The following is a 16,983-nucleotide window of genomic DNA, read 5'->3' as shown; positions in this document are numbered from 1 at the left end:
GCCTGGAGCCGGCGCTGCTGGACCGCCTCGCGCTGTCCGACAAGGCGATCGCCACGATGGTCGACGGCCTGCGCCAGATCGTCGCGCTGCCCGACCCGATCGGCGAGATCACCGACCTGAAATTCCGCCCGACGGGCATCCAGGTGGGCCGCATGCGCGTGCCGCTGGGCGTCATCGGCATCATCTACGAAGCACGCCCGAACGTGACGGTCGACGCCGCCGGCCTGTGCATCAAGAGCGGCAACGCGGCCATCCTGCGCGGCGGCTCGGAAGCCATCCACTGCAACCGCGCGCTGGCGGCCCTCGTCGCCGAAGGTCTGCGCGGTGCCGGCCTGCCGGAGCACGGCGTGCAGGTCGTCGAGACGACGGACCGCGCGGCCGTCGGCGCCCTCATCACGATGCCGGAATTCGTGGACGTGATCGTCCCGCGCGGCGGCAAGGGCCTGATCGCGCGCCTGATGAAGGAATCCACCGTCCCGATGATCAAGCACCTGGACGGCATCTGCCATGTCTACATCGACGCGAAGGCGGACATCGCGAAAGCGCTGCCGATCGCGATGAACGCGAAAACGCACCGCTACGGCACGTGCAACACGATGGAGACCTTGCTCGTCGCCCGCGCCATCGCGCCGACCGTGCTGCCGCAACTGGCCGAGCTGTACGCGACGAAGGAAGTGGAACTGCGCGCCGATCCGGAAGCGCTGGCGATCCTGCAGGGCTACCCGCATCTGACGCCCGCGACGGAAGAGGACTGGAGCACGGAATACCTGGCGCCGATCCTCGCCGTGAAGATCGTGGACGGCATCGACGCGGCCATCGAGCATATCAACACGTATTCCTCGAAGCACACGGACGCCATCGTCACCGAGGATTACACGGACGCGATGCGCTTCCTGCGCGAAGTCGATTCGGCCTCCGTGATGATCAACGCGTCGACGCGCTTCGCGGACGGCTTCGAATACGGCCTGGGCGCGGAGATCGGCATCTCGAACGACAAGCTGCACGCGCGCGGGCCGGTCGGGCTGGAGGGTCTTACGTCGCTGAAGTACGTGGTGTTCGGCCACGGAGAGATCCGCAAGTAGGGTGGGCTCCCCGAGCCCACGTGTAACGCCAACATACCGCAAACTTCACGCGTGGGCACAGGGTGCCCACCCTACGTAAAGGATCTGCATGTACCTCTGGATCAAAGCGCTGCACATCGTCTTCGTCGCCTCGTGGTTCGCCGGCCTGTTCTACTTGCCGCGCATCTACGTGAACCTGGCCCAGGAAAGCAACCCGGCCGTCGTCGAGCGCCTGCTCGGCATGGGGCGCCGCCTGTACCGTTTCACGACGATCCTGATGGTGCCGGCGCTGTTGCTGGGCCTGTGGCTGTGGCTGGGCTTCGGCATCAAGGGCGGCTGGCTGCATGCAAAACTGGCGCTCGTGATCCTCGTGATCGGCTACCATCATGCGTGCGGATCGCTGCTGAAAAAGTTCGAACGCGGCGCCAATACGCGCAGCCATAAGTGGTTCCGCGTGTTCAACGAAGTGCCGGTTTTACTGTTGCTGGCAATCGTGATCCTGGTCGTCGTCAAACCGTTCTGACCTGAAGATTCAACCAGATTGATTGGCGGCCGGGCCTACATCCCCGGCCGCTTCGTTTTAGTCAGTCGGGGTCAGAGCCCACCCGTGAAAACCGGGCTCTGACCTCGAATGTTCTTTTTTAGTCAGTCGGGGTCAGAGCCCACCCGTGAAAACCGGGCGCTGACCCCGAATGTTCTTTTTTAGTCAGTCGGAGTCAGAGCCCACCCGTGAAAACCGGGCTCTGACCCCGAATGTTCTTTTTTAGTCAGTCGGGGTCAGAGCCCACCCGTGAAAACCGGGCTCTGACCCCGAATGTTTTTCAATACGGATAAAGGGTACCCCATGACTTCCTATTTTTGCCCCTGCCCGCGCGGCATGGAACAGGCGCTGGCCGACGAGCTGGCCGAGATCGCACAGACCACCGGCAGCACGTCGCTGAAGGTGCACAACCAGGTGCCCGGCGGCGTCCACTGCTCGGGCACGGACACGGACGCGTACCGCATCAACCTGCATTCGCGCATCGCGTCGCGCGTGCTGCTGCGCATCGCCAACCGCACCTACGCCAACGAGAACGACATCTACGACCTCGTGCTGGAACAGCCGTGGGAAGACTGGTTCAGCGTCGACCACACGATCCGCGTCGACATCACCGCGATCAAGTCGCCGCTGACGAGCCTCGAGTTCACCACGCTGAAGATCAAGGACGCCGTCTGCGACCGCTTCCGCGACCAGTTCGGCCGCCGCCCGTCCGTCGACACGCGCACGCCGGACATGCGCATCATGGGCTTCCTCGACCAGCGCAACTTCACGATCTACCTCGACACGTCCGGCGAAGCGCTGTTCAAGCGCGGCTGGCGCGAGGAGACGGGCGACGCGCCGCTGCGCGAAAACCTGGCCGCCGGCCTGCTGCGCGTGGCCGGATGGAAGCCGGGCATGACGTTGTTCGATCCGATGTGCGGCTCGGGCACGATCCTGATCGAGGCCGCGCAGATGGTGCAGGGCATCCCGCCCGGCGCGCGCCGCCGCTTCGCGTTCGAGAAATTCAGGAACTTCAATGCCAAGGCCTGGCAGGAGATGAAGACGGCGATCAAGCCGAACCCGCTGCCGGCCGAACCCACGATCTTCGGCTCCGACATCTCCGGCGACATGGTCGCGATGACGCGTCACAACCTGCGCTCGGCCGGCATCCTGTTCGAGGTGCCGCTGAAGCAGATCGAGGCGCAGCAGGTGCAGCCGCCCACCAGCGAGCCCGGCCTGCTGGTGACGAATCCCCCGTACGGCGAGCGGATCGGCGTGCGCGGCGATTCCACCATTCCGCAGGACGAGATGGCCGTCGGCTTCTACCAGCAGCTCTCCGCTACCCTGAAGCAGCGCTTCGCCGGCTGGACGGTATATCTGTTCACGGCCGACCTGGGCCTGCCGAAGATGCTGCGCCTGAAGGAATCGCGCAAGACCCCGTTCTTCAACGGCGCCCTCGAATGCCGCCTGTTCCGCTTCGACATGGTGGCAGGTTTCAATCGCCGCGACGCCGCAAAACCGAAAGAAGAATAATCAATGCTGCCCGAACCCGAACCGGACAATCTACCGAAAGACCCCGTCACCCCCATCCCGCTGCCGGCACCGCACAAGATCGCGATGCTGTCGGCGGGCGGCCTCGCCACCCTGCTGGCCGCGCTGTCGATGCTCGGCCCGTTCTCCGTCGACGCCTACCTGCCCGCGTTCCCCGCGATCCAGGCGTCGCTGCACGCGACCGGGCTGGAAGTGCAGCAGACGCTGACGGCGTACATGCTGGCCTTCGCCGCGATGTCGCTGTGGCATGGCGCGCTGTCGGACGCGTTCGGGCGGCGCAACGTGGTCCTCGTCGGATTGATCGTGTTCGCGGTCGGGACGCTCGGCTGCGCGTCCGCGCATTCCGTGCACTACCTGTGGATCTTCCGGATCATGCAGGGCGTATCGGCCGGTGCCGGCGTCGTCGTGGGCCGGGCGATCATCCGCGACCTGTATTCGGACGCGCCGGCCGCGCGGCTGCTGTCGATGGTGACGATGATCTTCTCGATCGCGCCGGCCATCGCGCCCGTGCTGGGCGGCTGGGTCGTGTCCGCGTTCGACTGGCGCTCGATCTTCCTCGGCCTGCTCGCGTTTTCCGTCGTGCTGTGGTGGGTGTGCTGGCAGCACCTGCCCGAGACGATGCCGGTGGAACGCCGCCAGCCGTTCAACCCGCGCTTCCTCGCGCGCAGCTACTGGGACATCTTCAGCTCCGTGCTGTTCCAGATGAAGTCCGGGATCGTCGCGTTCAACTTCGGCGGCATGTTCCTGTTCATCGCGGGTGCGCCGGTGCTGCTGCCCGTGCACCTGCACCTCGGGCCGTCGGATTTCGCGTGGCTGTTCGTGCCGGCCGTGAGCGGCATCTTCCTGGGCGCACTGGTCGCCAACCGGCTGGCGGGCAAGATGACGTTCTCGCGCCAAATCGCGATCGGCTATGCGTTGATGCTGGCGGCCGTCACCGGCTCCGTCGCCTACCACGCCGTGCTGCCGCCGGCGCTGCCGTGGACCGTGCTGCCGATGTTCTTCTATAACTTCGGCAGCTCGATCATCAACCCCAGCGCCACCCTGCTCGCGCTCGACCTGTTCCCGCACATCCGCGGCACGGTGGCGTCGTGCCAGTCGTTCGTGACCACGTTGATGGGCGCGCTGGTCGCCGGCCTCATCGCGCCGGCGCTGACCCATTCCGTGCTGGCGATGGCGCTCGGCCAGGCCGCGTTTGCGCTGGCGTCGCTGGCATGCTGGATGACGTCGCGCCAGTACCGCCGGTACAAGGCTCTCGCTTAAAAAGTAGTTGCGGTAATGATAGTGATCGTAAATAAATGCTAAATTTCAGGGACTTCTCTGCGCATTGTCAATACATTTCAGTTGAAATTTGATTCTAAAACGCGTCAAATTTCTTGGAAAGTATTGTTCCCGGTCAGAAATGTATATATGCTAAGATAAGTTTTTCATGCTTGGAATAACGATGTAAGCATTGATCTATTCCAGGGACCGCAAGAACGAACACTGTGGCAGCCCCCGCAGGGGAGAGCGGCCATCACCCAAAAACCAAGTTGGCGGCCGTGCTTGAATCCATACATCAACCTGACCAGGACATCCGCAATCGCCTGCTGATCGCGCGCTTGCCGGCCATGCCCCAGATCCTCATCAAGCTGCTTGCACACCTGCAGGCGGACGATCTGGGCATGCCCGAACTGGCCGCGCTGGTTGCGAAGGATGCCGGCATGACCGGCAAGATCCTCACCGTCGCCAACAGCTCCGCGTACCACCGCAACAGCCGCCAGCCGAACCTCGAGCAGGCGATGGTGGCGCTGGGCACGGACATGATCAAGACGCTGGTCATCAGCGACTCCGTCTTCCAGACCTTCAACAGCTTCCCGAATTCCAGCGCCACCGACCTGCGCGCGTTCTGGAAGAACTCGTTGACGGCCGCCGTGCTGGCGCGCGAAACCGCACGCCGCATGAATTACGCGCAGCCGGAAGAAGCGTATCTCGCCGGCCTGCTGCACAACGTCGGCCGCCTGGCGCTGCTCGCGACGGCGCCGAAGGAATACGCCTTCAACTTCACGGCGCGCGACGACGAAGACCTGTGCGCCGTCGAACAGCGCACCCTGCAGATCACGCATGCGGAAGCGGGCGCCTGGCTGATCGAACGCTGGCAGCTCGATTCCTTCCTCGCCGATTCCGTGCTGTACCACCATGAGCCGAGCGAGCGCCTGGAAGCGGCGCATCCCCTGATCCGCATCGTGCGCGTGGCCCACGTGCTGGCCTGCCATGCGCACGACGATACCCTCGTGGACGAGGCGCGCGCGCTGTGCGGTCTCGGTCCGGAAGCGCCGGACGAATTGCTGGGCCTCGCCGCGCGCCAGGTCGAGAAGGCCGCGATCCACCTCGGCATCGATCTCGCCGGCGCCGACGACCTGCCCGTGCCGGCCGCGTTCGCGCCGCCGCCGCCCGTCGATCCCGTGCAGCAGCGCCTGTCCGAGGAAGTGCGCAACCTGGTGCTCGTGTCCGAAGTGGGCCAGGCGTTCGCGCGCCAGCAGGGCGAGTCGGGCCTGCTGGAAGCGATGACGCGCTCGGCACGCATCCTGTTCGATTTCGCGAACGCCGTCGTGCTGCTGGAGAACCCGACCGGCCAGGCCCTCGTCGGCGCGCCGACCGCGAACCAGCAGCGCATTGCCGAATTCACGGTACCGCTGGCCATCATCAAGAATTACCTGTCGGTCCTGGACAGCAAGCTCGAACGCCAGGAACCCGTCAGCGCCGAGCTGTCGATCCTGAACGAGGAGATCGACCGCGTCGGCCAGCTGGTGGGCAGCCTGACCGAGATCCAGCTGGGCGCCGCTACGTCGAAGGTCGACAGTGCGCCGGCGGCGGACGTCGCCCGCGTCGTCGACGACGTGCTGCGCCTGTTCCGCACGACGAACTTCATTCCGGCAAACGTGGAGATCGTCGTGAGCATGTCGGACGTCGAGAGCCGCATCGAGGGCGATCCGGACATCCTCAAGCAGATCCTCGTGAACCTCGTCAAGAACGCGATCGAGGCGCTGTCCGGCAGCGGCGGCCGCATCGAGATCGCCAACCGCGGCCACGTGAACCGCGAGCGCAGGCTGTACCTGGAACTGGTCGTCTCCGACACCGGGCCGGGCCTGTCGCGCGAGGTGCTGGCCAACCTGTTCTCGGCCGTGAAGAGCACCAAGGAGGGACCGCACCACGGTCTCGGCCTGTCGATCGTGCACAGCCTGGTCAAGAAGCTGAACGGGCATATCGCCTGCCGCAGCGGCACGACCGGCACCAGTTTTGAAATCCTGCTGCCGGCGCATGCCGGCGCCGGCGCCCCGGCCATACCGCCGGTGCGCGCGCTTGGATCCGTATAAGGTAACAATGAATCCATTCTCCGCCAGCGCCACGTCGTCCAGCCCCCACGACACGCAATCCTCGCTCGGCATCGACCAGCCCCGACTCCTGCTCGTCGACGATGAACCGCGCCTGCTCACCTCCCTGTACGAACTGCTGCAGGGCCGCGGCTACCAGCTCGTCACGGCCGCCACAGGAGGAGAAGCCCTCGCGCACCTGGCGCGCCTGCGCTTCGACCTCGTGCTGCTCGACCTGCGCCTGCCCGACATCGGCGGCCACGAGATCATGGACTTCATCAACGAGAAGGGCATCGACGCCGACGTGATCGTGATGAGCGGCGAGGTCGGCATCGACGCCGCCATCGGCGCGCTGAAACGCGGCGCCTACGATTACCTGCGCAAGCCGTACAGCCGCGAGGAACTGCTCAAGACCGTCGCGAACGCCCTGAAGCAGCGCCGCCTGGAACAGGCCAACGCGCGCATCGCGAGCCAGCTGGAAAACTCGGAAAAGATGTACCGCTACCTGGTGGATTCGTCGCCGGACATCATCTACACGCTGAACCACGAAGGCAAGTTCACCTTCATCAACGACCGCGCCTACCAGCTGCTCGGCTACAAGCGCGAAGAACTCATCGGCCAGCATTACTCGATCCTCGTGCACGACGAAGACCTGGAGCGCGCGCGCTACGTCTTCAACGAGCGCCGGGTCGACGAGCGGGCCTCGCGCAACGTCGAGCTGCGCCTGAAGTGCCATGCGGGTGCCAACCAGGAACGCACCTTCAACAACACCTTGATGACGATCTCGCTGAACGCGATCGGCATGCACGTGCCCGACCAGGAAGTGAAACGGCTCGAGTTCTACGGCACGTACGGCGTCGCGCGCGACATCACGGACCGCAAGCGCGCCGAGGAAGTCATCTCGTACCAGGCCTACCACGACATCCTGACCGACCTGCCGAACCGCATCCTGTTCAAGGACCGCCTCGGCCTCGCCGTCATCCAGGCCAAGCGCAAACAGACGGAACTTGCCGTCATGTTCATCGACCTCGATCGCTTCAAGCTCGTGAACGACACGCTCGGCCACGTCAAGGGCGACGAGCTGCTGCAGCAGGCCGCGGGCCGTTTGAAAGAATGCCTGCGCAAGGGCGACACGCTGGCGCGCCAGGGCGGCGACGAATTCACGATCGTGCTGCCGGAACTGCGCGACCGCGACGACGCGCGCATGGTGGCCGACAAATTCCTCGAGGTGCTGCAGGAGCCGTTCGACCTGGACGGCCACGCCGTGCACATCTCGGCCTCGATCGGCATCGCGGTCTATCCGGTCCACGGCGAATCGATCGACGAGCTGCTGCGTCACGCCGACATCGCCATGTACCAGATCAAGGGGCAGGGCAAGAACGGCCACGCGTTCTACGACCCGTCGATGCAGGACGTGTCGCACCAGAAGATCGCGCTGGAACAGAGCCTGCGCCGCGCGCTCGAGAACAACGAGCTGGAGATGTACTACCAGCCGCAGATCGACGCCATCAGCGGCCGCATCGTCGGCGCCGAGGCACTGATGCGCTGGAACCATCCGACGCGCGGCGTCGTGTCGCCGGGCGAATTCCTGCCGTTCGCCGAAGAGAACGGCCTGATGCTGCCGATCTCGGACTGGATGATCGGCGCGCTGTGCCGCGACATGCTGCAGTGGAAGAACATCGGCGGCAACCAGGTGCGGCTGTCGCTGAACCTGTCGCCGCAATACCTCGACCGCGGCGATTTCTACGAAAAGATGCGCAACGCGCTGCTGCGCTACGGGATCGCGCCGAGCCAGATCGAAGTCGAAATCACCGAGAACATCTGCATCCGCAACCCGCAGCACGCGATCGAGCAGCTCAACAAACTCGGCCAGCTGGGCGTGTCCGTCGCGATCGACGACTTCGGCACCGGCTATTCGTCGCTGGCCTATCTGCACCGCTTCCCGGTCCACACGATCAAGATCGACCAGTCGTTCGTCAAGGAGATCCACGACGAGCACGGGCACTATCCGGTCGTCCTCGCGATCATCTCGATCGCGCGCGGCCTGGGCCTGAACCTGATCGCGGAAGGCGTCGAGACGGATTCGCAGGCCGGCTACCTGCGCGCGAACGGCTGCCTGACGATGCAGGGCTATTTGTACCACCGCCCGATGCCGCTCGGCCGCTTCATCGACGTGCTGCGCGGGCAGACACTGCCGGCGGGCGTCTCGAACGTGCTCGCCTTCCAGGCCTGATGCGTCATGACCCCCAGCGAGACCGACGCTCGCCATACCGCTGAGTTCTTGCGGGTCAAGGCGCTCGCGGAGCGCGGCGTCGCCACGGCCCAGCACAGCCTGGGCTTCATGTACGTGAACGGCCACGGCGTGCCGCGCAACTACGAGCAGGCCGTTGCTTGGTATCGCATGGCGGCGAGCAGCGGCCTCGAACAGGCGCAGTACAACCTCGGCGTGATGTACCAGAAGGGGCAAGGCGTGGCGCAGGACCTGGGCCAGGCGCTGTACTGGTACCGGCAAGCCGCGGAGCAGGGCTACGTGCAGGCCCAGTACAACCTGGGCTGGTTGTATGCGAAGGGACAGGGCACGCCGGCCGACGTGCATGAGGCGCTGCACTGGTTTAACAAGGCCGCCGAACAGGGCGACCCCGGCGCCCAGCACAATCTCGGCATGATGTACGAGGGCGGCAAGGGCGTCGCCCAGGACGTCGCGCAGGCCGTCGAGTGGTATCGCAAGGCGGCCGAACAGAATTACGCGCGCTCGCAGTTCAATCTCGCACTCAGATACGACAGTGGCCAGGGCATCGCACGCGACGTGCAGCAGGCCATCCACTGGTTCCGCAAGGCCGCGGAGCAGGGCTATGCGCCCGCGCAGTTCAACCTGGGCCTCCGCTACGACAAGGGCCAGGACCTGCCGCAGGACAGCGAGAAGGCGGTCCTGTGGTACGGCCGCGCGGGCGAGCAGGGCCACGCCAGCTCGCAGTTCAACCTCGCGCTGATCCACGATGCCGGCCATGGCGTCGCGCGCGATCCGGAGCTGGCGCTCGCGTGGTTCCGGCGCGCCGCCGAGCAGGGACACGCGGGCGCGCAGGACAATCTCGGCCTGCGTCATGAACACGGCCAGGGCGTCGAGCAGGATTACGTGCAGGCCGCGTACTGGTACGCCCTCGCCGCGGAGCAGGGCTTCGCCGGCGCGCAATACCACCTCGGCCAGTTGTACGATGCGGGCCATGGCGTGGTGCAGGATCCTTCCATCGCACTGGACTGGTATCGCAAGGCCGCGGAACAGGGCCACCTGCGCGCGCAGTTCGATCTCGCCTTGCGCTACGAGAGCGGCAATGGCGTCACGCAGGACGAACGCGAAGCCGCGTACTGGTACCGCAAGGCGGCCGACCAGGACTACGCGCCCGCGCAGTACGCGCTGGGCCAACTCCTCGACCGCGACGACACGGGCACGGTCGATCCGCGCCAGGCGACGCTGTGGTACCGCAAGGCGGCCGAGCAGGGCCACGCGCTCGCGCAGTTCGCGCTGGGCCTGCGCCACGACAGCGGCCACGGCGCCGAGCGCGATTACGAGGCCGCGCACTTCTGGTACCTGTGCGCCGCGCGCCAGGGCCATGCGCGCGCCCAGTTCAACCTCGGCGTGATGTATGCGGCGGGGCAGGGCGTGCCGCTCGATCTCGTCGAAGCCTATGCATGGCTGCACCGCGCGGGCGCCGCGGGCATCGCGCCGGCCGCGAACTATATCCGGCGCATCGCCGCGCGCATGGAACCGGCACTGCTGGCGCAGGCCAACGGCTATATCGGCGCGGCCTAGATCCTAGAGCACGATGTGGCCGGCCGGCGGGGCGGGTGGCCGGTCGTGGGGCAGGCCATGGAGCACGCTCAACTCGGCTTCGATCGCCCGCGACAGGGACGTGATCGGCACATCGTTGGCGCTGCCTTCGAACGGATTCTCGGTGCTGGCGCCGACCTGGTCGAGTGCCAGGTACATCCATCCGATCAGCACGCTGAACGGCACGGCCAGCCACGCCATCTGTCCGTCCAGCCGCGCGAATTCCCGCACCGTACCCAGTGGCAGCAGCAGGGCGAACAGCCAGACGAACAGCGAATTGACGATCGCGTACTGGCGCGGATAAGGAAAATCCTTGAGGCGTTGCGCCCGCGCGTGCTGATCGATCAGGTCCTTCAGGGTCTTTTGCATCTCGGCGTATTGCAGCATCTGCAGCGCCTGGCCGTGGAACAGGTCGCGGATGGCGCGGCTCTGCAGGGACATGAGCGCGGCGGGGACGTCGTCGACGGTCAGGAGGTGGGCGACGGTGTCCGGCGGCAGATAGCGGGCCAGTTCGGCCTCGAGCGGCACGCTGCGTTCCGCCACGTCGAACATGCGTTCCCGGTATTCGGCATTCGCCGCGGCCGTGGCGGCCTCCCACACGCGCGGCGCGCGCAGCTGGTAGCGGACGGCCGTCAGCCAGGCCAGGTGGCGGGTGACCAGCGCGGGGATCGCGCGCTCGTCGGTCGGAAAATCGCGGCAGATCAGGCCCCAGTGGCGGCTGGCGGCCGCGAGGGACGACCAGATCTGCTGGGCTTCGACCGTGCGGCCATAGCTCTGCGCATTCTTGAACCCGACGATGAACGACGCGGCGGTACCCAGCAGCGCGAGCACGGGCCACGGCAGGGAAAGCCAATGCCAGCCGCCCAGCTGGTACAGGGCCGCGACCGTGCCGGCGACCGCGGCGAGCGGGTAGATGTGGCGCCGGGTCCAATGCGCGAACTCGAACAGCCCGTAGGACTTCCCGATGTGCATGGACGTCCGGTCAGGCTTCCTCGGCGCGCAGCGCGTCGCGCACCGCCGGATCGCGCGACATCCGCTCGTGGAACGCGGCCAGCGCATCGAGGCCCGCCATGTCGACGCCTTTCGCTTGTGCCCAGCGCAGCACGACGTAGAGGTAGGGATCGGCGATCGAACGCTGCCCCGTGAGCCAGTCGCGGTCCGCGAGCGCGCCGTCGAGGCGTTCGAGGTATGCCCGGACATGGCGGCGCGCGTTGGCCGCCAGCTGCTCGTCCAGGTCGCGTTCGTCGAGGAAGCGCTCCGGCGCGAACAGGGGTTTGAATGCCTTGTGGACGTCCGAATTGAGGAACGCCAGCCAGCGCATGACTTCGGCCCGGCCGCGCGGGCTGCCGTCGCCCGCCAGCCGCGCATGCGGATGGAGGTCGGCCAGGTAGCCGAGGATGGCGACGTTTTCCGTGAGGGCGAGGTCGTCGTGCACGAGCAGCGGCACGTTGCCGCCGGGGTTGAGCGCCAGGTAGGCGGGCGCCTTGACCGAGTCGAGCGTCATCGGCACGATCTCGTGCGGCACGCCGAGCCAGCCGAGAACGATCAGGTCGGCCAGCGAACAGGCGCCGCGCATGTGGTAGAGCTGCATGGTGTCTCCGGTGGTGTCGATAGCGGCGCCACTATCGCACGGGTCCATGCCGCGTATTGGTGCATTTTCGGCACCGGATTGCGTCCTGTCTTACACTGCCGGATTCAAGGCGAGCCGTGCATCCTGGCGCAGCGTCCGTGCGAGGAAGGTATCGATCGCGACCGAGCTGGCCGTCGGCGCGCTCAAATGCGGGCAGTGGCCCACGTTGTCGATGACCTTCAGCGTGCTGTGCGCCAAGTGCTCGTGCAGCCATTCGCCCACTTCGCGCGGCACGATCAGGTCGTCGCTGCATTGCAGGACCAGGGCGGGGACGGTGGAGTGTTCGACTTCGGCGCGGATGTCGGCCTGGAAGGTCACGCGCGCGAAATGCTTGGCGATGGCGGGATCGTTGCGGCAGAAGTTGCGCGTCAGTTCCGCGCCCAGTTCCGGACGATTGGGCGCGCCCATGATCGCGGGCGCCATCTTGCGCGACCAGTCGAGGAAGTTCGTCTCCATCGCCTGCAGCAGGCCGTCGATGTCCTCGCGGTTGAAGCCGCCGATGTAATCGCCGTCGTTGATGTAGCAGGGCGACGGGCCGACGAGGACCTGGGCGAGGAAACGCTCCGGGGCCGCCACCGACGCCAGCAGCCCGATCGACGCGCCGACCGAGTGCCCGACGACGACGGTCGGACCGGCCGCGCAGGCGTCGAGGATGTCCAGCAGGTCCGTCACGTGGCCCTGCAGGCTGGCGTACTTCGCGCGGTCGTAGGCTTCCCAGTCGGAGCGGCCGCTGCCCGTGAGGTCGTACAGCACGACGCGGAAGCGCTGCGCGAACGCCGGCGCCAGGAAGCGCCACATGGTCTGGTCGCAACCGAAACCGTGCACGAACACCATGGTGACAGGTCCGGAGCCGGTGACGTGGACGTTGTTGCGAAACTGTACAGACATGGTGAATCCTGGCCGAAGCATGTAACAATCCACTGATATTACCACTGTGAAACCACCGTCAGCGGCACGCACATTGATCTGGCGCAAACCGCGCAACAGTGCGTTCGCGCACGGCACGGCGGGAGCGATTCGCGATATACTGTTTATATATACAGTATTTATTCGCGATGGAACTCAAAGACAAGCTCGAGATCCTGGCCGACGCGGCCAAGTACGACGCCTCCTGCGCCAGCAGCGGCGCGCCCAGGCGCGATTCCGTCGACAAGGACGGGCTGGGTGCGACGAACGGCATGGGCATCTGCCACAGCTATACGCCGGACGGACGCTGCGTGTCGCTGCTGAAGATCCTGCTGACGAACTTCTGCGTCTACGATTGCCAGTACTGCGTGAACCGGCGCACGTCGAACGTGCCGCGCGCCCGCTTTTCCGTCGACGAGGTCGTGAAGCTCACGCGCGATTTTTATCTGCGCAACTACATCGACGGCCTGTTCCTCAGCTCCGGCATCATCCAGTCGAGCGACTACACGATGGAACAGCTGGTCGAGGTCGCGCGCCGCCTGCGCGAAGACCACCAGTTCCGCGGCTACATCCACCTCAAGACGATTCCCGATGCCGACCCGCGCCTCATCGAACTGGCGGGCCGCTATGCCGACCGGCTGTCGGTGAACATCGAGCTGCCCACGCAGGACAGCGTGACGAAGCTCGCGCCGGAAAAGAGCGTCCACACGATCAAGCTGGCGATGGGTTCCATCCGCACGAAACTGGACGAAAAGGACGACCACCCCAAGGCGCCCACGTTCGCGCCGGCGGGGCAGAGCACGCAGATGATCGTCGGCGCGGACGCCAGCGACGACCAGACGATCCTGAATACCGCGCAGACGCTGTACGGCAGCTATAAACTGAAACGCGTGTACTACTCGGCGTTCAGCCCGATCCCGCACAGCCCGTCCAGCGTGCCGTCCGCGCCGCCGCCGCTGCTGCGCGAGCACCGGCTGTACCAAGCCGACTTCCTGCTGCGCGGCTACGGTTTTACGGCGAAGGAGCTGATGCCCACGGCCGGCAACCTGGCGCTGGACATCGACCCGAAGCTGGGCTGGGCGCTCGCGAACCGCGACCACTTCCCGCTCGACCTGAACCGCGCGGACGAGACCATGATCGCGCGCGTGCCGGGCATCGGACTGCGCACGGCCAAGCGCCTGATCGACCTGCGGCGGCTGCGGCGCATCCGCTGGGAAGACCTGTCGCGCCTGCGCTGCAGCCTGAAAAAGCTGGCGCCCTTCGTGATCACGGCGGACTACAAGCCGGCGCAGGGCACCGCGTCGTCCGACCTGCTGCGGCGTAACCTGGCCGACGCCCCCCAGCAGATGAATTTGTGGCCGGAACTGCAGGCGGCGTGATGGCGGCGGATGCGCTGGTCCGGACAGGGCAGCCGGTGCAGGTCGAGACGTTCGCGGAGTGGCGCGAGGCCGCGCGCGAGCTGCTCGTCCACGGCATCCCGCCCGACCAGGTGACGTGGGGCGTGCCGCACATGGGCGACCTGCTGGCCGGCGGCGACCTGTTCACGGGTGCGCCGGCCCCCGCCGAGGCACCGCATAATCCCGTCATACCGCCGGACGAGCCAAGGAATGAGCCGCTGCGCCCCGCGCCGCACATCCCGCGCTCGCTGATGGAGATGCTGCAGTCGGCCGCCTGCTGCCGCGTGCCGGACCGCTGGGCCTTCCTGTACCGCGTGATCTGGCGCTGGCAGCTGGGCGAGCACGACGTGCAGTCGCCGGCCGACGAGGATGGCGCCCGGCTGCACGCGATGGTGAAGGCGGTCCGCCGCGAGGAACACGACATGCATGCCTACATCCGCTTCCGCGAGCGCCCGGAAGAAGCCGGCCCGCCGCGCTTCGTCGCCTGGTACGAGCCGCGCCACGACGTGCTGCCCCAGGTGGCCGACCATTTCGTCTCGCGCATGGGCAAGGTTAGCTGGATGATCGCCACGCCGGAGGCGAGCGTCCTGTGGGATGGCCATACGCTGCACAACACGGGACCGCTCGTGCGCGATGCGGCCGACCTCGAAGACACGGGCGAAGCCCTGTGGCTGACCTACTACCGCAGCGTGTTCAACCCGGCCCGCCTGAACACGAACGTGATGCACCAGCATATCCAGTCGGACCGGTGGAAGAACCTGCCGGAGGCGAAGATCGTGCCGCACATGGTCAGCGAGGCGGCGCTGGGTGCGCGCAAGGTGGGCCAGTACGAGGCCGTCGGCCAGCGCAAGGGCACGACGATCCCGATCGCCCCCGAGGATGCGCAACCGGAACGCCAGCAGCCGTCGAAACTGGACGAATGCCGGCGCTGCGAGCTGTGGCAGTTCGCGACGCAGGCCGTGGGCGGCGAGGGACCCAAGCGGGCGAAGATCATGTTCGTCGGCGAGCAGCCGGGCGACCAGGAAGACCTGGCGGGGCAGCCGTTCGTCGGCCCGGCCGGCAAGCTGCTGGACCGCGTGTGCGAGGCGGCCGGCGTCGACCGCGACACGATCTACGTCACCAACGCCGTCAAGCATTTCAAGTGGGAGCCGCGCGGCAAGCGGCGCCTGCACAAGACGCCGGTCCAGCGCGAGATCGAGGCCTGCCACTACTGGCTCGACAAGGAACTGGCGAGCGTCAAGCCGACCGTCATCGTGGCCCTCGGCGCCACCGCGCTGAAGTCGGTGCTGCGCACGGCCAACGTCACGCTCAAGAATTCCCTCGGCAAACCGCTGCGCCACGAAGGGCGCTGGGTCGTCACGACATACCACCCGTCGTATGTGCTGCGCGTGCCGGGCGAGGACGCGAAGCGCGAGGCCTTCGACACGATGGTCGAGGGCCTCAGGCTGGCGCACGCGCTCCTGGACCGCCCGGTCGACGTACCGGACGCGTGAACGTTGCCGTTGCGATATATGCATGTCAAAGATGTAACACTTCGTTGCCTCGATAGGCTAAGCTCATCGGTGGCGCTAAGCTTTTGCGCACACAACAACAACGATGGGATGCCCGATGAGCAAACGGTATGCATGTGCGCTTTACCTGAGTTTCCTGACCCTGCCTGTTCTGGCCCAGACCACGCCCGAGCCCGAACCCGCGCCCACCGCCGCCGAGGCCTTTGACACCGTCCCCGCGACGGTCGTGGTCGAAGGCCGCCGGCCCGGTCCCGGCGTCTGGAAAGTATCGAAGGGCGACCACGTGATGTGGGTGTTCGGCGTGTATTCCCCGCTGCCGCAGAAGATGGAGTGGGATGCGGCGCGCGTGGAACGTCTTGTCGGCAAGTCGCAGGAAGTGCTGACACGGCCGGGTGCCCGCATGGAGGTCGGCTTCTTCCGGGGCCTGACCCTGCTGCCGACCGCGATCGGCATCGACAAGAATCCGGACGGCGCCACGCTGCACGACGTGCTCCCGGCGGACGTGTATGCGCGCTGGCAGGTATTGAAGGGCAAGTATATCGGCGATGATGACGGCATCGAGCGGCGCCGCCCGATCTTCGTCGCCGACACGCTGCTGAGCAAGGGCTTGTCGAAAAGCGGCCTGACCCAGAATACCGGCGTGGAAGAGCAGATCGAAAAGGCGGCCAGGCACAACAAGGTCAAGATCACGTCGACCACGCTCAGCATGGACGTCGACGATCCCCGCGCGCTGATGAAGGAATTCAAGAAGTCGCAAGTGGAAGACGTGGCGTGCTTCACCAAGACCCTGGACCGCCTGGAAGGCGATATCGACGCCATGCGCGTGCGCGCGAACGCCTGGGCCAATGGCAATATCGCCGAGATGTCGAGCCTCGATTACGCCGAGCGCGACAAGGCGTGCAACGACGCCATCTTCAACAGCCAGTTCGCCAAAAATTCTCCCGCATTCCAGCATCTTCCCGAGCGCATCCGTGCCAACTGGATGAAGGCGGCCGAGAAAGCATTGGCCGACAACACGTCGACGTTTGCGCTCCTGCCGATGAAGAACGTCATCGGTCCGCAGAGCTATCTGGCCGACCTGCAGGCGCAAGGCTATACGGTCGAGAGCCCGAAATAAGGAACACGCCATGACGAAGACAATCAACGGGTATGTGTTCTCGTTGGCTCTGCTGGTCCCGCCGGCGTTCGCGCAGAGCGTGGACCAGCAGAGCCAACGAGAACACATACCCGT

Annotated in this window: 13 protein-coding genes; 10 read left to right on the top strand and 3 right to left on the bottom strand. The window is 66.0% G+C overall.

Annotated features, from left to right (window positions below; all coding sequences use genetic code 11):
• From ACEN88_RS09115 to ACEN88_RS09085, 7 genes are all read left to right on the top strand, one after another.
• The coding region (locus ACEN88_RS09115) for a glutamate-5-semialdehyde dehydrogenase (RefSeq protein WP_413338936.1) at positions 1-1,082 on the top strand (1,082 nt) is incomplete at its 5' end.
• Between the two features lie 88 nt (positions 1,083-1,170).
• Complete coding sequence (locus tag ACEN88_RS09110) at positions 1,171-1,584, top strand: CopD family protein (RefSeq protein WP_413338935.1); 414 nt, start codon at positions 1,171-1,173, stop codon at positions 1,582-1,584.
• A gap of 321 nt (positions 1,585-1,905) precedes the next feature.
• Positions 1,906-3,114, top strand: a complete 1,209-nt coding sequence (locus tag ACEN88_RS09105; protein WP_413338933.1) for a THUMP domain-containing class I SAM-dependent RNA methyltransferase — start codon at positions 1,906-1,908, stop codon at positions 3,112-3,114.
• Between the two features lie 3 nt (positions 3,115-3,117).
• Positions 3,118-4,392, top strand: a complete 1,275-nt coding sequence (locus tag ACEN88_RS09100) for a multidrug effflux MFS transporter (RefSeq protein ID WP_413338931.1) — start codon at positions 3,118-3,120, stop codon at positions 4,390-4,392.
• A gap of 347 nt (positions 4,393-4,739) precedes the next feature.
• Entirely contained in the window at positions 4,740-6,485 is a 1,746-nt protein-coding gene (locus tag ACEN88_RS09095) for an HDOD domain-containing protein (protein ID WP_413338940.1), read from the top strand.
• Positions 6,486-6,492: 7 nt separating this feature from the next.
• The gene (locus ACEN88_RS09090; RefSeq protein ID WP_413338929.1) at positions 6,493-8,715 is read left to right on the top strand and encodes a putative bifunctional diguanylate cyclase/phosphodiesterase; all 2,223 of its coding nucleotides are present in this window, start codon (positions 6,493-6,495) and stop codon (positions 8,713-8,715) included.
• Positions 8,716-8,721: 6 nt separating this feature from the next.
• Positions 8,722-10,290 carry a tetratricopeptide repeat protein gene (locus ACEN88_RS09085; RefSeq protein WP_413338927.1) on the top strand — a complete coding sequence of 523 codons (1,569 nt, stop codon included), beginning with the start codon at positions 8,722-8,724 and terminating at the stop codon, positions 10,288-10,290.
• Between the two features lie 3 nt (positions 10,291-10,293).
• On the opposite strand, the gene ACEN88_RS09080 is transcribed toward ACEN88_RS09085, so the two are convergent.
• The 3 genes from ACEN88_RS09080 to ACEN88_RS09070 form a co-directional block, all read right to left on the bottom strand.
• Entirely contained in the window at positions 10,294-11,280 is a 987-nt protein-coding gene (locus tag ACEN88_RS09080) for a bestrophin family protein (protein ID WP_413338926.1), read from the bottom strand.
• 10 nt (positions 11,281-11,290) lie between these two features.
• Positions 11,291-11,899, bottom strand: a complete 609-nt coding sequence (locus ACEN88_RS09075; protein WP_413338924.1) for a glutathione S-transferase family protein — start codon at positions 11,897-11,899, stop codon at positions 11,291-11,293.
• Positions 11,900-11,989: 90 nt separating this feature from the next.
• Complete coding sequence (locus tag ACEN88_RS09070) at positions 11,990-12,826, bottom strand: alpha/beta fold hydrolase (RefSeq protein ID WP_413338922.1); 837 nt, start codon at positions 12,824-12,826, stop codon at positions 11,990-11,992.
• A 167-nt stretch (positions 12,827-12,993) separates the two neighbouring features.
• On the opposite strand from ACEN88_RS09070, the gene ACEN88_RS09065 reads away from it, so the two are divergent.
• The 3 genes from ACEN88_RS09065 (at position 12,994) to ACEN88_RS09055 (ending at position 16,869) form a co-directional block, all read left to right on the top strand.
• Positions 12,994-14,223: a putative DNA modification/repair radical SAM protein gene (locus tag ACEN88_RS09065; protein ID WP_413338920.1), complete on the top strand. Its 1,230-nt coding sequence runs from the start codon at positions 12,994-12,996 to the stop codon at positions 14,221-14,223.
• A complete protein-coding gene (locus tag ACEN88_RS09060) occupies positions 14,223-15,734 on the top strand; it encodes a UdgX family uracil-DNA binding protein (protein WP_413338938.1) in 1,512 nt (503 codons plus the stop codon). The genes ACEN88_RS09065 and ACEN88_RS09060 overlap by 1 nt, the downstream gene beginning before the upstream one ends.
• Before the next feature lie 115 nt (positions 15,735-15,849).
• Positions 15,850-16,869: a TraB/GumN family protein gene (locus ACEN88_RS09055; protein ID WP_413338918.1), complete on the top strand. Its 1,020-nt coding sequence runs from the start codon at positions 15,850-15,852 to the stop codon at positions 16,867-16,869.
• Positions 16,870-16,983 lie beyond the last annotated feature (114 nt).

The sequence above is a fragment of the Massilia sp. CT11-108 genome, from assembly GCF_047302915.1.
Taxonomy (GTDB): domain Bacteria; phylum Pseudomonadota; class Gammaproteobacteria; order Burkholderiales; family Burkholderiaceae_D; genus Telluria; species Telluria orientalis.
This window is presented reverse-complemented; position numbering and strand designations above follow the sequence as displayed.